11 protein-coding genes are annotated in these 14,413 nt (G+C 70.8%); 6 read left to right on the top strand and 5 right to left on the bottom strand.

What is annotated here, in order from left to right:
* Window positions 1-7 precede the first annotated feature (7 nt).
* Genes ACFVTR_RS11135 through tkt form a run of 3 tightly spaced genes read right to left on the bottom strand, consistent with a single transcriptional unit; the run spans window position 8 to window position 4,836 of the window.
* On the bottom strand, window positions 8-1,612 hold the full coding sequence (locus ACFVTR_RS11135) for a glucose-6-phosphate isomerase (protein ID WP_387037294.1): 1,605 nt from the start codon (window positions 1,610-1,612) through the stop codon (window positions 8-10).
* Entirely contained in the window at window positions 1,609-2,718 is a 1,110-nt protein-coding gene (gene tal, locus ACFVTR_RS11130) for a transaldolase (protein WP_387037292.1), read from the bottom strand. Before tal ends, ACFVTR_RS11135 begins: the two co-directional genes overlap by 4 nt.
* Before the next feature lie 24 nt (window positions 2,719-2,742).
* Window positions 2,743-4,836 (bottom strand): transketolase, encoded by a 2,094-nt coding sequence (gene tkt, locus ACFVTR_RS11125; RefSeq protein WP_387037290.1) that lies wholly within the window; start codon window positions 4,834-4,836, stop codon window positions 2,743-2,745.
* Window positions 4,837-5,155: 319 nt separating this feature from the next.
* On the opposite strand from tkt, the gene ACFVTR_RS11120 reads away from it, so the two are divergent.
* Together ACFVTR_RS11120 and ACFVTR_RS11115 are read left to right on the top strand one after the other, a co-directional pair.
* Window positions 5,156-6,079, top strand: a complete 924-nt coding sequence (locus ACFVTR_RS11120) for a heme o synthase (RefSeq protein WP_387037288.1) — start codon at window positions 5,156-5,158, stop codon at window positions 6,077-6,079.
* Between the two features lie 65 nt (window positions 6,080-6,144).
* Complete coding sequence (locus ACFVTR_RS11115; protein ID WP_387037285.1) at window positions 6,145-9,045, top strand: ATP-binding protein; 2,901 nt, start codon at window positions 6,145-6,147, stop codon at window positions 9,043-9,045.
* Window positions 9,046-9,087: 42 nt separating this feature from the next.
* Here ACFVTR_RS11115 and ACFVTR_RS11110 read toward each other — a convergent pair whose 3' ends face one another.
* Window positions 9,088-9,342 (bottom strand): hypothetical protein, encoded by a 255-nt coding sequence (locus tag ACFVTR_RS11110; RefSeq protein ID WP_387037282.1) that lies wholly within the window; start codon window positions 9,340-9,342, stop codon window positions 9,088-9,090.
* Between the two features lie 126 nt (window positions 9,343-9,468).
* A complete protein-coding gene (locus ACFVTR_RS11105; protein WP_387037280.1) occupies window positions 9,469-10,377 on the bottom strand; it encodes a heme A synthase in 909 nt (302 codons plus the stop codon).
* A gap of 248 nt (window positions 10,378-10,625) precedes the next feature.
* Here ACFVTR_RS11105 and sufB point away from each other — a divergent pair, with 248 nt between their 5' ends.
* Genes sufB through sufC form a run of 4 tightly spaced genes read left to right on the top strand, consistent with a single transcriptional unit; the run spans window position 10,626 to window position 14,395 of the window.
* Window positions 10,626-12,044, top strand: coding sequence for a Fe-S cluster assembly protein SufB (sufB, locus tag ACFVTR_RS11100; protein WP_157424197.1), 1,419 nt, complete (start codon window positions 10,626-10,628; stop codon window positions 12,042-12,044).
* A 14-nt stretch (window positions 12,045-12,058) separates the two neighbouring features.
* Window positions 12,059-13,228: a Fe-S cluster assembly protein SufD gene (gene sufD / locus ACFVTR_RS11095; protein ID WP_387037278.1), complete on the top strand. Its 1,170-nt coding sequence runs from the start codon at window positions 12,059-12,061 to the stop codon at window positions 13,226-13,228.
* Window position 13,229: 1 nt separating this feature from the next.
* Window positions 13,230-13,556 (top strand): non-heme iron oxygenase ferredoxin subunit, encoded by a 327-nt coding sequence (locus ACFVTR_RS11090; RefSeq protein ID WP_387037277.1) that lies wholly within the window; start codon window positions 13,230-13,232, stop codon window positions 13,554-13,556.
* 53 nt (window positions 13,557-13,609) lie between these two features.
* On the top strand, window positions 13,610-14,395 hold the full coding sequence (sufC, locus tag ACFVTR_RS11085) for a Fe-S cluster assembly ATPase SufC (RefSeq protein WP_376945346.1): 786 nt from the start codon (window positions 13,610-13,612) through the stop codon (window positions 14,393-14,395).
* The last annotated feature ends 18 nt before the right edge of the window (window positions 14,396-14,413 follow it).

Raw genomic sequence — 14,413 nt, 5'->3', positions numbered from 1 at the left:
TCGTCGGTCAGCCGACGGCGTCGACGAGCGCCGGGATGTTCGCGGCCGGGTCGGTGAGCGTCAGCGTGAGCACGGGGCGGCCGTGCTCGGCGAGGACGCTCGCGTCGCCGGATGCCTGTGCGGCGATGAGCTCGCCGAAGCTGAACGGCCGCTCGGGGATGGCGAGGTCGGCGACGGGCGTCTGCGTGATCTGGAGGAACACGCCGACCGCGGGGCCGCCCTTGTGGAACTGGCCGGTCGAGTGGAGGAACCGCGGGCCCCAGCCGAAGGTGACCGGTCGCCCTGCGCGCGCCGCGAGGAGGTCGCGCAGCTGCGCGAGCTCGGGGTGCGCGACCCGGTCGACGTACGCCTGGATCGAGAGGTATCCGTTCGCCGGCAGCTCCTCGAGGAGCACCTCGATCGCCGAGGCCAGGTCGCTCGAGGCGCCGATGACCTCGGGCGTGCCGCGCACCTCGATGCCGTCGGCGACGAAGGCCGCGGGCTCGGGCGCGGGGCGTGCATCGAGGAGGCCGCGTGCGGCGATCTTCGCCGACTCGACGTCGGGCTGGTCGAAGGGGTTGATGCCGAGCAGGCGGCCGGCGACCGCGGTCGCGTACTCCCAGACGAGCAGCTGCGCGCCGAGGGTGCCCGAGACGAGGATGTCGCTCGAGTCGTCGCGACGGAAGAGCTCTTCGCCAGCGTCGTCGACCAGGCGCACGATCTGCACGTCGGGCAGGGCGGCGCCGAGCTCGGGGGCGGTCGTCTCGAGCACGACGGGCAGGATGCCGGTGCCCTCCTTGCCCGTGGACTCGGCGATGAGCTGTTCGGCCCAGTCGGGGAGGCCGACGATGTGGGTGCCGTCCGCGACGATGCCGAGCTTGTCGCGGAGCGGTGACGTGGCGGCGATCGCCGCGCCGAGCACGAGACCGGGGTTCTCCTCGGTGTCGATGGCGAGCGAGAGCTCGATGGTCTCGGCCTCGTCGAGGATCTCGGAGATGTCGACGCCCGCGAGACCCGAGGGCACGAGACCGAACGCCGTGAGCGCGGAGTAGCGTCCGCCGACGTTCGGGTCGGCGTTGAACACCCGGTAGCCGGCGGCGCGGGCTGACTCGTCGAGCGGTGAACCGGGGTCGGTGACGATGACGATGCGCTCGACGGGGTCGATGCCCGCGTCGCGGAAGGCCTGCTCGTAGGCGCGGCGCTGGCTGTCGGTCTCGACCGTCGAGCCCGACTTCGACGAGATCACGAGCGCCGTCGTCGCGAGGCGGTCGGCGAGGGCGGCGAGCACCTGGCCCGGCTCGGTCGAGTCGAGCACGGTGAGCTCGACGCGTGCGGTCCGGGTGATGACCTCGGGGGCGAGCGAGGAGCCGCCCATGCCGCCGAGCACGATGTGGTCGACGCCGGCGGACTCGAGCTCGACGCGGAGGGCCTCGATCTCGGCGACGAGGGGGCGCGAGATCGCGACCGCCTCCGTCCACCCGAGACGCTTCGAGGCCTCGTCCTCGGCTGCGGCGCCCCAGAGCGCCGGGTCCTGCGCGGTGATGCCGCTCGCGACGAGGTCGGCGACCAGCGCGGGCACCGTGCGGCGCACGGCGTCGGCGGCGGCGCCGCCGACCGAGATGCGGAAGCTCATCGTGCGGCCTCCAGCGCGGTGCGGACGCTGTCGAGCAGTTCGCCCCACGACACGATGAACTTGTCGACGCCCTCGTTCTCGAGGAGGAGGGTGACGTCGTCGTAGTCGACGCCGACGGAGGCGAGCGCGTCGAGCACTTCGCCCGCCCCGGCGTAGGCGCCGGTCACCGTGTCACCGGTGATGACGCCGTGGTCGAACGTCGCCTCGAGCGTCTTCTCGGGCATCGTGTTCACGACGCCCTGTGCGACGAGCTCGGTCACGTAGAGCGTGTCGGGCAGGGCCGGGTCCTTCACGCCGGTCGAGGCCCACAGGGGGCGCTGCTTGTTCGCGCCGGCGGCGAGGAGGGCGGCTGCGCGCTCGCCCGCGAACTGCTGCTCGAAGAGCTCGTAGGCCAGACGGGCGTTCGCGACGCCGGCCTTGCTCTTCAGCGAGAGCGCCGCATCGGTGCCGATCGCGGTCAGGCGCTTGTCGATCTCGGTGTCGACGCGCGACACGAAGAAGGAGGCGACCGAGTGGATCGTCGAGAGGTCGTGGCCGGCGGTCTTCGCCTGCTCGAGACCCGAGAGGTAGGCGTCGATGACCTCGCGGTAGCGGTCGAGGCTGAAGATGAGGGTGACGTTCACGCTGATGCCGGCGCCGATCGCGGCGGTGATCGCCTCGAGGCCCTCGACGGTGGCGGGGATCTTGATCATCGCGTTCGGGCGGTCGACCTTGGCCCAGAGCGCCTTCGCCTCGGCGACGGTGCCTGCGGTGTCGCGGGCGAGGCCGGGTGCGACCTCGATCGAGACGCGTCCGTCGAAGCCGCTCGAGCGGTCGTAGACGGGGCGGAACACGTCGGCGGCGGCGCGCACGTCGTCGGTCGTGATCTCGAAGACCGCGGTGTCGACGTCGGCGCCGGCTGCGGCGAGTGCGTGCAGCTGCTCGGCGTAGCCGTCGCCCTTGGCGAGCGCGCCGGCGAAGATCGTCGGGTTCGTGGTGACGCCGACGACATCGCGTTCGGCGATGAGGCGGGCGAGGTCGCCCGAGGCGATGCGCTCGCGCGAGAGGTCGTCGAGCCAGATGCTGACGCCGGCCTCGGAGAGGGCGGCGGTGGGGGAGGTGGTCATGGGGATGTCTCCTTCGTGCTCGCGTCAGGCCGACGCGAGCGATTCCTTCGCGGCGGCGACGACGGCCTCGGCCGTGATCCCGAACTCGCGGAACAGGGTCTTGTAGTCGGCGGAGGCGCCGAAGTGCTCGATCGAGACCGCGCGACCGCGGGTGCCGAGGTAGCGCTGCCACGACAGCGCGAGGCCGGCCTCGACCGAGACGCGCGCGGTGACGCCCGCGGGCAGCACCTGCTCGCGGTACTCGGCCGGCTGCGCCTCGAACCACTCGAGGCTCGGCGCCGACACGACGCGCGCGCCGATGCCCTCGGCGGCGAGCGTCTCGCGGGCGGAGAGGGCGAGCTGCACCTCGGAGCCGGTTGCGATGAGGATCACGTCGGGCGTGCCCGAGGCGGCCTCGGCGAGCACGTAGGCGCCCTTCGAAACGTGCGACGCGCTCGCGAGCGTGTCGCCGGATGCCTCGCCGTCGCCGCGCTCGAACACCGGGATGTTCTGGCGGGTGAGCGCGATGCCCGCGGGGGCATCCTGCTGCTTCAGCACCTCGAGCCAGGCGTAGGCGACCTCGTTGGCGTCGGCTGGGCGCACGACCGTGAGGCCCGGGATCGCGCGAAGGGTCGCGAGCTGCTCGATCGGCTGGTGCGTCGGGCCGTCCTCGCCGAGCGCGACGGAGTCGTGCGTCCAGACGAAGATCGAAGGCACCTTCATGAGCGCCGCGAGGCGCACCGCGGGGCGCATGTAGTCGCTGAAGATGAGGAAGGTGCCGCCGAACGCGCGCGTCGGTCCGTGCAGCACGATGCCGTTGACGATCGCGCCCATCGCGTGCTCGCGGATGCCGAAGTGGAGCACCCGCCCGTAGGGGTCGCCCGAGAACTCGTGCGTCGACCACTCGGCGGGGATGAACGACGGCGCGCCGTTGATCGTCGTGAGGTTCGACTCGGCGAGGTCGGCCGAGCCGCCCCACAGCTCGGGGAGGACGCCGGCGAGGGCGTTGATGACCTTGCCGGACGCCGCGCGGGTCGACAGCTCGGTGCCGCCCTCGAAGACCGGCAGCGCCTGCTCGACGTCGGCCGGCAGCTCGCCGGCCTCGAGGCGGTCGAGGAGCGCCTTGCGCTCGGGGTTCGCCGCGGCCCAGGCGTCGAAGGCGAGCTGCCACTCGGCGTGCGCCGCCGCGCCGCGCTCACCGGCGGCGCGGGTGTGCGCGATGACGTCTTCGGCCACGACGAAGTTCTGCTCGGGGTCGAAGCCGAGCACCTCCTTCGTTGCGGCGAGCTCGGCCGCGCCGAGGGCGGAGCCGTGGATCTTGCCGGTGTTCTGCTTGCCGGGGCTCGGCCAGCCGATGATCGTCTTCAGGATGATGATCGACGGCTTGGACTGCTCGCCCTTCGCCGCCTCGACGGCGCGGTGGAGCTCGGCGACGTCCTCGACGTACTCGCCCGTCTTCTTCCAGTCGACGGTCTGCACGTGCCAGCCGTACGATTCGTAGCGCTTCGCCACGTCCTCGGTGAAGGCGATGTTCGTGTCGTCCTCGATGGAGATCTGGTTCGAGTCGTAGATCACGACGAGATTGCCGAGCTGCTGGTGCCCGGCGAGCGAGGACGCCTCGCTGGTGATGCCCTCCTGGAGGTCGCCGTCGCCCGCGATGACGTACACGAAGTGGTCGAAGGGGCTCTCGCCGGCCGGGGTCTCGGGGTCGAAGAGCCCGCGCTCGTAGCGGGCGGCGTAGGCGAAGCCGACGGCGGAGGCGAGCCCCTGGCCGAGCGGGCCCGTCGTGATCTCGACGCCGTCGGTGTGGCCGTACTCGGGGTGGCCCGGGGTCTTGGAGCCCCAGGTGCGCAGCGCCTCGAGGTCGGCCAGCTCGAGGCCGTCGCCGGCCAGATAGAGCTGCACGTACTGGGTGAGCGACGAGTGGCCGGCCGAGAGGATGAAGCGGTCGCGCCCGAGCCACGCATGGTCGGCGGGGTCGCGGCGCATCACCTTCTGGAAGAGGAGATAGGCGGCCGGGGCGAGGCTCATCGCCGTTCCGGGGTGGCCGTTGCCGACCTTCTCGACGGCGTCAGCCGCGAGCACCCGTGCGGTGTCCACCGCTCGATCGTCGATGGGATCCCAGTGCAGAGTTGCCACGAGGTGCAGTTCCTTCCGTTCGTGACGGCGACGGGAACCGATCGGCCCCCGACCCGCCGAGGACGTTGCGGCGCGGTACCGCCGGGCGTGCGACCTTGAGGATTGCCGTGTGGGGGAATCGTGGATCGCGCAGCCAAGCGCGCTTTCCTCAGTATATGGAGTTCGTGACCCGCGATGACGGGGTATGACTCACACTTGCGCATGCCCGTTGTGAGGCCTGGTATGCCCACGTCGGCGTACCGCGCCGGATGGCCTAGAATCGACGAGAGGCGGCGCGGGGCCCGGCGATGGTTCGCGCGCGCGCTTCGGAAGAGGAACGATGCAGCAGGCAGCCGTAGACACCCGTGACGCCCGACCGGCGATGACCGTTCGGCGCAAGCTCGCCGCCTACCTCGCGCTCACCAAGCCGCGGGTCATCGAGCTCCTGCTGGTCGTCACCGCCCCCACGATGATCCTCGCCCAGCAGGGCCTGCCCGACCTGTGGCTGCTCATCGCGACCCTCATCGGCGGCGCCATGAGCGCCGGCTCGGCCGGGGCGTTCAACTGCTACATCGACCGCGACATCGACCGGGTCATGAAGCGCACGCAGGGGCGCCCGCTGGTGACCGGCGAGCTCACCGACCACGAGGCGCTCGTCTTCGCCTACGGGCTCGGCGTGGCATCCATCGTCTGGCTCGCGGTGTTCACCAACTGGCTCGCCGCCGCGCTCTCGCTCGGCGCGATCCTGCTCTACGTCGTCTTCTACAGCCTGATCCTCAAGCGCCGCACTGCGCAGAACATCGTGTGGGGCGGCGTCGCCGGCTGCATGCCCGTGCTCATCGGCTGGGCCGCGGTCACCGGCGACCTCAGCTGGCCGCCGTTCATCCTGTTCCTGATCATCTTCCTCTGGACGCCGCCGCACTACTGGCCGCTCTCGATGAAGTACAAGGCCGACTATGCGGCCGCCGGCGTGCCGATGCTCGCCGTCGTTCGCGGCCGCGCGCAGGTCGGGCTGCAAGTCATCCTCTACGCGTGGGCGACCGTCGCATGCTCCCTGCTGCTCATCCCGATCGCCGACATGGGCCTCGTGTACTCGACGGTCGCGGTCGTCACGGGCGTGTGGTTCATCTACGAGACGCACCGCCTCTACAACCTCGCGATCCGGCACGAGCAGGTCTCGCCGATGCGAGTCTTCCACGGCTCGATCGCGTACCTGTCGCTGCTGTTCCTCGCCGTCGGCGTCGACCCGCTGCTGCCGTTCTAGCTTCATCGGCGGTCCGCCCTCACTCGCCCTGACATCAGGGCGGCCCTCGGTGCCAGACTGGGACGGTGGCCAGGCCATTCGAGCCGCCATCGCCGGTCTTCGTCGGGCGAGCGCGTGAACTCGAACTCATCAGGGACCTCCTCGATCGCTCCGCCGCCGAGGAGGCGCAGACGCTCATCGTCTCCGGCGACGCAGGCGTCGGCAAGACTGCGCTGATCGCGCGGGCCTGCGGGCTCGACGCGCGGCCGACCACGACCCTGATCGGCGCATGCCTGCCGCTCGCCTCGATGTCGATCCCCCTCCTGCCGATCCGCTCGGCCCTGCGCGATATCGGCGAGCCGATCGACTCCGCCGCCGACGGGCACCCCGACGTCGACGGGCGCGACGCGACCATTCGATTCGACGGATGGCTCGACCGTCGCTGCGCGGCGCAGCCCGTCGTGCTCGTGGTCGACGACGTGCAGTGGGCCGACCGGAGCACGCTCGACGCGCTGATGTACCTCGTCGCTGGACCCGCGCGGCGGAGGCTGAGCGTGATCGTCACGCTGAGATCGGGCGAGGTCGGGCTCGGACATCCGCTGCATCGCTGGCTCGCCGACATCCGACGGCTGCCGCGCACTTCGGAACTCGGGCTCGAACCGCTCGACCGGGCCGGGACCGCGGCGCAGATCGAAGGCCTGATGGGCGTGCCGCCGCATCAGACGCTCATCGACGACGTCCATCGGCACGGCCGCGGCAATCCCTACTTCACCCGGCTGCTGGTCAGCGGCCTGCCGCCGGACGCCCGGAACGCGCCGACCGAGTTCCCGGCGACCCTGAGCTCGGCCGTGCTGCAGTCGTGGTCCCTCCTGTCCGCGCCGACCCGTCGGCTCGCGACGATCCTCGCTGTCGGCGGTCGCCCGATGCGCGCCGACGAACTCGCCGAGGTGATGGGCGACGAAGCGCTCGCCCCGGTTCACGGACGACTCGACGAGGCCGTGGCGGGCGGGGCGATCGAAGTCGTCGAGGGCGGGGCCTACTGGTTCCACCACCCGCTGAATGCCGAGGTGCTGGAGGCGCAGCTTCCGGAGGACGAGCGTCGCGAGCTGCACCGGCGCTTCGCGGACGTCATCGAAGCGCGAATGAACGACGGGGCGCCCGCTGCGACGATCGTGGCGGTCGCCGACCATCGGGCGGAGTCGGGCGACGCGTCGTCCGCGCTCGACTGGGCGATGCGGGCCGCCGACGCGCTCGAGGCCACCGACGGGTGGGCCGAGCAGCTGCGGCTCGTGCGGCGCGCCCGAGCCCTGCTCCCCGACGGCCCCGGCGCGGAGGCGCGGCGTGGAGCGCTCCTGCGACGGCAGCGCTCCATCGCGGCGGCCGCGGGCGCCACGCTCGATGAGCTCGAGGCCGTGGAGGCCCTGCTCGCCCGGGCCGATTCCGACGGGGAGCCGCTCGTCGCGGCGGAGCTGATGGTGCGAAGGATGCACCTCCGCTTCATGGCCGGGCGGGGTTTCATCGAGGTCGGGGCGATGCGCGAGGCCGTGCGGCGCGCGTTCGCCGATCGGTCGAGCGCCGAGTACGCGCTGGCGCTTGCCGAGCTCGCCCACGCCGAACTCTGGGCTGAACTCCCGGACGCCGCGGCGCATGCTCGCGCGGCGATCGTCGTGGCGCGCGGTGCGAACGATCCGCGTGCGCTGTCGCACGCACTCGCCGCGGCCTCCATGGCGGCGACGTTCGCCGAGGACCTGCCGCTCGCGAGCTCGTATGGACGTGAGGCGGTCGCGGCCGCGCTCGCGGCGCACGACTGGATGGCGTTCGTCCATGCCCTGCTGTGGGAGGCCAACGCCGTCGAGACCTGGGCGTCGGAGTGGTTCGCGGAGCGGATGGCCGAGCGTCGGCTCGAGCTCGTCGCCCGCGGCGGCCCCCAGGCGTACGTCGCCTGGCTCTCCGCGAGCGAAGCGAGCTCCCTGCTCGTCATCGGGCGCGGAGCCGAATGCGAGGAGCGCCTTCGCGTCGCGCTCGGATCGAACGCCGGTCCGCTGGGCGATGTCGCAGCGCGCCTGACGGCGGCGCGATTCGCATCGCTGCAGGGTCGCCGGGCCGAGGCGCAGGGCCACCTGTTGCGAGCGGACGAGCTGTTCGCCGACGGATCGGCGTTCCTCGCGTTCGAGTTCGACGCCGTCCGGGCCGAGGTGCGCCTCGGCGGAGGCGATCAGCGTGGTGCCTTCGAAGCGGCGATGGCGGGGGCGACGGGGGAGGGAACTCGACCGACCATGTGCGAATGGCTGATCCCGCTCGCGGCCCGCGCGCTCGCCGACCTCGCCCGCGCCGCTCGGGACGACGGCGGCGATGCGGGCGAGGTCCTCGCGGAACTCGACGCGCTCGCGGAGCGATTCCCGGGCGCCCTGCGGGACATCGGCATGGTCACGCCGCTCGTGGCGCGGCAGATGACCGCCTTCGACGCGCTCTACGCGGCCGAGCAGGCGCGGGCGCGCATCACCGAGGACGAGCCGGCCGCCTGGACCGCGGCTGTGGATGCCTGCGCAGCCGCGGGCCTGCCCTGGGAGGAGGCCTACGCGCGATGGCGCGCCGCGGACGCGCTGCTCGGCCGTGGCCGGGACCGGCTCCGGGGTTCCGAGATGCTGCGCGATGGGCTCGGGCTCGCCCGCAGGCTGGGCGCGAGACCTGTGGAGGACGAGCTGCTCGGCCTCGCCGAACGGGCCCGCATCCCCGTCGGCGAGCCTGCGGACGTGGCATCCGATGCGCCGGCCGCGCTGCCCGGACTGACCGACCGCGAGCGCGAGGTGCTCGAGCTGATCGCCGTCGGCCGGACGTACGGGGAGATCGCCCGCACCCTGATGATCAGCGAGAAGACCGTGAGCACGCACGTCTCGCACCTGCTCGCGAAGACCGGCACGGCGAATCGCGTCGAACTCGCGGGGCTCGCGCACCGGGTGGCGCGCGAGCGCCCGGACGATCGCTGACGCGCTGCGCGCGACCGTGTCCGGGCCTCGGGCATCACAGCATCACTGGGTTCGGAGGTGCGCCCGGATGCCGCCGAGGGGCGAGAGGTCGTCGTGGACCGTCGCTCCGGCCGGGGTCTCGCAGAGACCCTCGGGCGCCTGCTCGCTGATGTAGTCGGGCATGCCGCACACCTCGGCCGGCAGGTCGAGGCGGATGGGAGCGGAGTCGTCAGCGGAGTCGGACTGCCCCCCGCCGCACCCGGTCAGCATCGCCACGGCGACGGCGGCCGGGATGATGACGAGAATTCGGACCTTCATGATCGTGCTCCTTCCTGTCCATCGGACGGAAGCCACGATCCGCTGCGGCGGTCGCCGCGACATCGGGCGGACCCCCTGAGGTTCGCGGACGAACCCCTGAGATGCCGAAGTGCGCGGCGCACGTGGTCAGCGCGCGGAGGTCGCCGCGGCGCTCGACTCCGCGGCCGCGACGCCGGCGTCCACCGGTCGCTTCAGGCGCAGGATGACGAGGGTCATCGCCGCCGCAGTGAGGGCGGCAAGCACCATGTGCACGCCGACCGCGAGCACCGGCAGGCCGTTGCGCGCCTGGTAGAGGCCGACCGCGACCTGCACGAGCTCGATGCCGAGGAGCGCGATCGCCCAGCCGCGGGTCGGCAGCGACTCGCGCCAGGCGGCGATCACGAGGACGAGCGTGAGCACGAGGAGGAGGTAGCCGGGCCAGGCGTGTACGTGCTCGAGGATCTCGGCGTCGAACCCGGTCCGTCCGGACTCGACATCGCCCGAGTGCGGCCCCGACCCCGTGGTGAGCACGCCGAAGACGATCGAGAGCGCGAGCACCGCGCTCGTCGCGTGCGCGAGCCCCGCGTACCAGCCGGGCACCGCGCGCTCGCGCGCACCCGCCGGTTCGTCCATGCGCGCGAGGAACGCCGCGGTCACGCAGACGAGCACGAGCGAGGAGATGTAGTGGAATCCGACGATGAACGGGTTGAGCCCTGTCCAGACGGTGATGCCGCCGACGATCGCCTGGGCGACGATGCCGAGGCCGACGATGAACGAGAGCGCGAACAGGTCGCGCCGCTCGCGGCGGATGCGCCAGACGAGCAGGAAGACGATGAGCGCGATGATGCCCACGACGCCGGTCATGAGGCGGTTGCCGAACTCGATGAGCGAGTGGTACGTGAGCTCTTCGGTCGGGATGAGCGACTCGGGCGTGCAGGTGGGCCAGGTGGGGCATCCGAGGCCCGAACCGGTGAGGCGCACCGCGCCGCCGGTCGCGATGATCGTCACCTGCGCGACGAAGGAGGCCCAGGCGAAGAAGCGGAGAGAGCGGGGCACGCGGGTCGTTCCTGATCCGGGTCGCTCTGAGACAGGGCTGGGAGTCCGGCCCGATGCCACTGCGACCCTATAGACTTGAGTGGTTGGCGCACCTGCTGCGACGCGCGTTCGCGCGGCAAGCGGGCACCAGCCATCTTAGGTTCGCACTGGAGCCACCCGCACATCACACCCCCTCACCGAGATCCTCGACAGGCGCGGGGAATGAGCCGGACTGATAGCCGGTTGCACGGGAGGAGAAGAGGAAGAGTATGACGGACGTACTGATCGACCGCCCAGAGCTCGAAGGGCTCGGAAACTACGAGTTCGGTTGGGCCGACTCCGATGCTGCGGGAGCCTCGGCTCGCCGCGGCCTGTCCGCCGAGGTCGTCGCCGACATCTCGGGGCTGAAGGACGAGCCCGAATGGATGCTCCAGCGCCGCCAGCGCGGCCTGCAGCTCTTCGAGCGCAAGCCCATGCCGACCTGGGGCGCCGATCTGTCGGAGATCGACTTCGACAACATCAAGTACTTCGTCCGCTCGACCGAGAAGCAGGCCCAGACCTGGGAGGACCTGCCCGACGACATCAAGAACACCTACGAGCGACTCGGCATCCCCGAGGCCGAGCGTCAGCGCCTCGTCGCCGGCGTCGCGGCCCAGTACGAGTCCGAGGTGGTCTACCACCAGATCAACGAAGAGCTCGAGCGCCAGGGCGTCATCTTCATGGACACCGACACCGCGCTGAAGGAGCACCCCGAGTTCTTCGAGGAGTACTTCGGCACCGTGATCCCCGCCGGCGACAACAAGTTCGCCGCGCTGAACACGGCGGTCTGGTCGGGCGGCTCGTTCGTCTACGTCCCGAAGGGCGTGCACGTCGAGATCCCGCTGCAGGCCTACTTCCGCATCAACACCGAGAACATGGGCCAGTTCGAGCGCACGCTCATCATCGCCGACGAGGGCTCGTACGTGCACTACATCGAGGGCTGCACGGCGCCGATCTACAAGAGCGACTCGCTGCACTCGGCCGTCGTCGAGATCATCGTGAAGAAGAACGCCCGCGTTCGGTACACGACGATCCAGAACTGGTCGAACAACGTCTACAACCTCGTCACGAAGCGCGCCACGGCCGCTGAGGGCGCCACCATGGAATGGGTCGACGGAAACATCGGCTCGAAGGTCACGATGAAGTACCCGTCGATCTTCCTCATGGGCGAGCACGCGAAGGGCGAGACCCTCTCGGTCGCCTTCGCCGGCCCCGGCCAGCACCAGGACGCGGGCGCCAAGATGATCCACATGGCGCCGTACACGCAGTCGTCGATCGTCTCGAAGTCGATCGCCCGCGGTGGCGGTCGAGCCGGCTACCGCGGCGAGGTCCGCATCGACGCGAACGCCCACCACTCGGCGAACAGCGTCGTCTGCGACGCACTGCTGGTCGACACGATCTCCCGCTCCGACACGTACCCCGCGATCGACATCCGGGTCGACGACGTCAAGCTCGGGCACGAGGCCACGGTCTCGAAGGTCAGCGAGGAGCAGCTCTTCTACCTGATGAGTCGCGGCATCGACGAGACCGAGGCCATGTCGATGATCGTGCGCGGCTTCATCGAGCCGATCGCGCGCGAACTCCCGATGGAATACGCGATGGAACTCAACAAGCTCATCGAAATGGGCATGGAAGGATCGGTGGGCTAGTAGTGACCGCCCAGATGACCAGCACAGCCATGCCCACGGCCGCGCAGCACGGCCTCGTCGCGCACTCCGACGGCGCCTTCGTGCCCGTCCAGACGCGCTCCGAGCGGTTCCGTTCGACGAACGTCGACGACTTCGAGCCCGTCAACGGGCGCGAGCACGAGTGGAAGCTCTCGCCCGTCGCCGCCTTCGCCGACCTCACGAGCGGCGAGCTCGACGGGTCGCGCCTCTCGATCGAGACGACGGATGCCCCGGGCGTCACCTACTCGTACCTCGCCCGCGACGACGCCCGCATCGGCTCGGCCGGGATCCCCGAGGAGCGCGCGAGCGCCAACGCGTGGTCGAGCTTCGGCGAGGCGCTCCTCGTCTCCGTCACCGGCGAAGACGAGAAGACCGCCGTCGTGACCCGCTCGGGCCTCGGCACCGCACCGCGCGCCGCGCACACCGTGATCGAGGCGGCGCCGAACAGCCGCGCGATGGTCGTGCTCGAGGGCACGGGCTCGGCCCGGCTCAGCGAGAACGTCGAGATCATCGTCGGCGACGGGGCATCCCTCACCGTCGTCTCGCTGCAGGAGTGGGACGACGAGGCGGTGCACCTCTCGAGCCAGTTCGCGCGCCTCGGCCGCGACTCCTACCTGAAGCACATCGTCGTCTCGCTCGGCGGCCAGGTCGTGCGGGTGAACCCCTCGACGCACCTCGCCGAGCAGGGCGCCGACATCGAGGCCCTCGGCCTCTACTTCGCCGACGCCGGCCAGCACCTCGAGCAGCAGGTCTACGTGCACCACGACGCGCCGCACACCAAGAGCCGCGTGACCTACAAGGGCGCGCTGCAGGGCGCCGGTGCGCGCACGGTCTGGGTGGGCGACGTGCTCATCGGCCAGAAGGCCACGGGCACCGACAGCTACGAGCAGAACCGCAACCTCGTGCTCACCGACGGCACCCGTGCTGACTCGGTGCCGAACCTCGAGATCGAGACGGGCGACATCGAAGGCGCCGGGCACGCGAGTGCGACCGGTCGCTTCGACGACGAGCAGCTCTTCTACCTGATGGCCCGCGGCATCCGCGAAGACGAGGCGCGCCGCCTCGTCGTGCGCGGCTTCCTCACCGAGATCGTGCAGAAGATCGGCTCGCCCGAGCTCGAGGCGCGTCTCACCGCGGCACTCGAAGCCGAACTGCAGGGGAGCTGACGTGGCATCCGTTCGTGTCTGCGCACTCGACGACCTCGTCGAGAACCAGGCGTCGCGCTTCGTCCTCGAGGGCGTGCCCATCGCCGTCGTGAAGGACTCGGCGGGCGACGTCTTCGCGATCGGCGACACGTGCACCCACGGCGACATCTCGCTCTCCGAGGGGTTCGTCGAGGACGACACGCTCGAGTGCTGGGCGCACGGCTCGCAGTTCTCGCTGAAGACCGGCAAGCCCCTCACCCTCCCGGCCTACGAGCCGGTCCCCGTCTACCGGGTCGACATCCAGGGCGGCGACGTCCACATCGACCCCGCGGTCACGCTGACCGTCTGACCCACACTTCTCCGGCCGCGAGCGGCCGGCAACCGAAAGAGATACCCCAGAACATGTCAGTGCTCGAGATCAAGAACCTGCACGTCAACGTCGAGACCGAACAGGGCACCCGCGAGATCCTCCGCGGCGTCGACCTCACGATCAACGAGGGCGAGATCCACGCGATCATGGGCCCGAACGGCTCGGGCAAGTCGACCCTCGCGTACACGATCGCCGGCCACCCGAAGTACACCGTCGTCGAGGGCGAGATCCTGCTCGACGGCGAGGACGTGCTGGAGATGTCGGTCGACGAGCGCGCACGCGCCGGCCTCTTCCTCGCGATGCAGTACCCGGTCGAGATCCCCGGCGTCACCGTCACCAACTTCCTCCGCACCGCGAAGACCGCGATCGACGGCGAGGCGCCGTCGGTGCGCACGTGGGTGAAGGACGTCCGCGAGTCGATGGCGAACCTCAAGATGGACAAGGCGTTCGCCGAGCGCAACGTCAACGAGGGCTTCTCGGGCGGCGAGAAGAAGCGCAACGAGATCCTCCAGCTCGAGCTGCTGAAGCCGAAGTTCGCCGTGCTCGACGAGACCGACTCGGGCCTCGACGTCGACGCGCTGAAGATCGTCTCCGAGGGCGTCAACCGCGCCAAGGCGAACACCGGCCTCGGTGTGCTGCTGATCACGCACTACACGCGCATCCTCCGCTACATCAAGCCCGACTTCGTGCACGTGTTCGTCGCGGGCCGGATCGCCGAGCAGGGCGGCCCCGAGCTGGCCGACCGTCTCGAGGAGGAGGGCTACGACCGCTACCAGGTCGCCGAGCCCGCCGTGGTCGAATCGGTCCCGGCCGAGTAGGGCGCGGGTAGACTCCCA

The sequence above is a fragment of the Agromyces sp. NPDC058126 genome (genome assembly GCF_042884595.1).
Taxonomy (GTDB): Bacteria; Actinomycetota; Actinomycetes; order Actinomycetales; family Microbacteriaceae; genus Agromyces.
The sequence above is the reverse complement of the archived record's forward strand: the minus strand, read 5'-3'. Positions and strand labels throughout refer to the sequence as shown.

Excerpts from the sequence above, each read along its gene's own strand:
- ACFVTR_RS11135 (WP_387037294.1), bottom strand. The coding sequence starts at position 1,612 with ATGAGCTTCCGCATCTCGGTCGGCGGCGCCGCCGCCGACGCCGTGCGC.
- tal (WP_387037292.1), bottom strand. The coding sequence starts at position 2,718 with ATGACCACCTCCCCCACCGCCGCCCTCTCCGAGGCCGGCGTCAGCATC.
- ACFVTR_RS11120 (WP_387037288.1), top strand. The coding sequence starts at position 5,156 with ATGCAGCAGGCAGCCGTAGACACCCGTGACGCCCGACCGGCGATGACC.
- ACFVTR_RS11110 (WP_387037282.1), bottom strand. The coding sequence starts at position 9,342 with ATGAAGGTCCGAATTCTCGTCATCATCCCGGCCGCCGTCGCCGTGGCG.
- sufB (WP_157424197.1), top strand. The coding sequence starts at position 10,626 with ATGACGGACGTACTGATCGACCGCCCAGAGCTCGAAGGGCTCGGAAAC.
- sufD (WP_387037278.1), top strand. The coding sequence starts at position 12,059 with ATGACCAGCACAGCCATGCCCACGGCCGCGCAGCACGGCCTCGTCGCG.
- sufC (WP_376945346.1), top strand. The coding sequence starts at position 13,610 with ATGTCAGTGCTCGAGATCAAGAACCTGCACGTCAACGTCGAGACCGAA.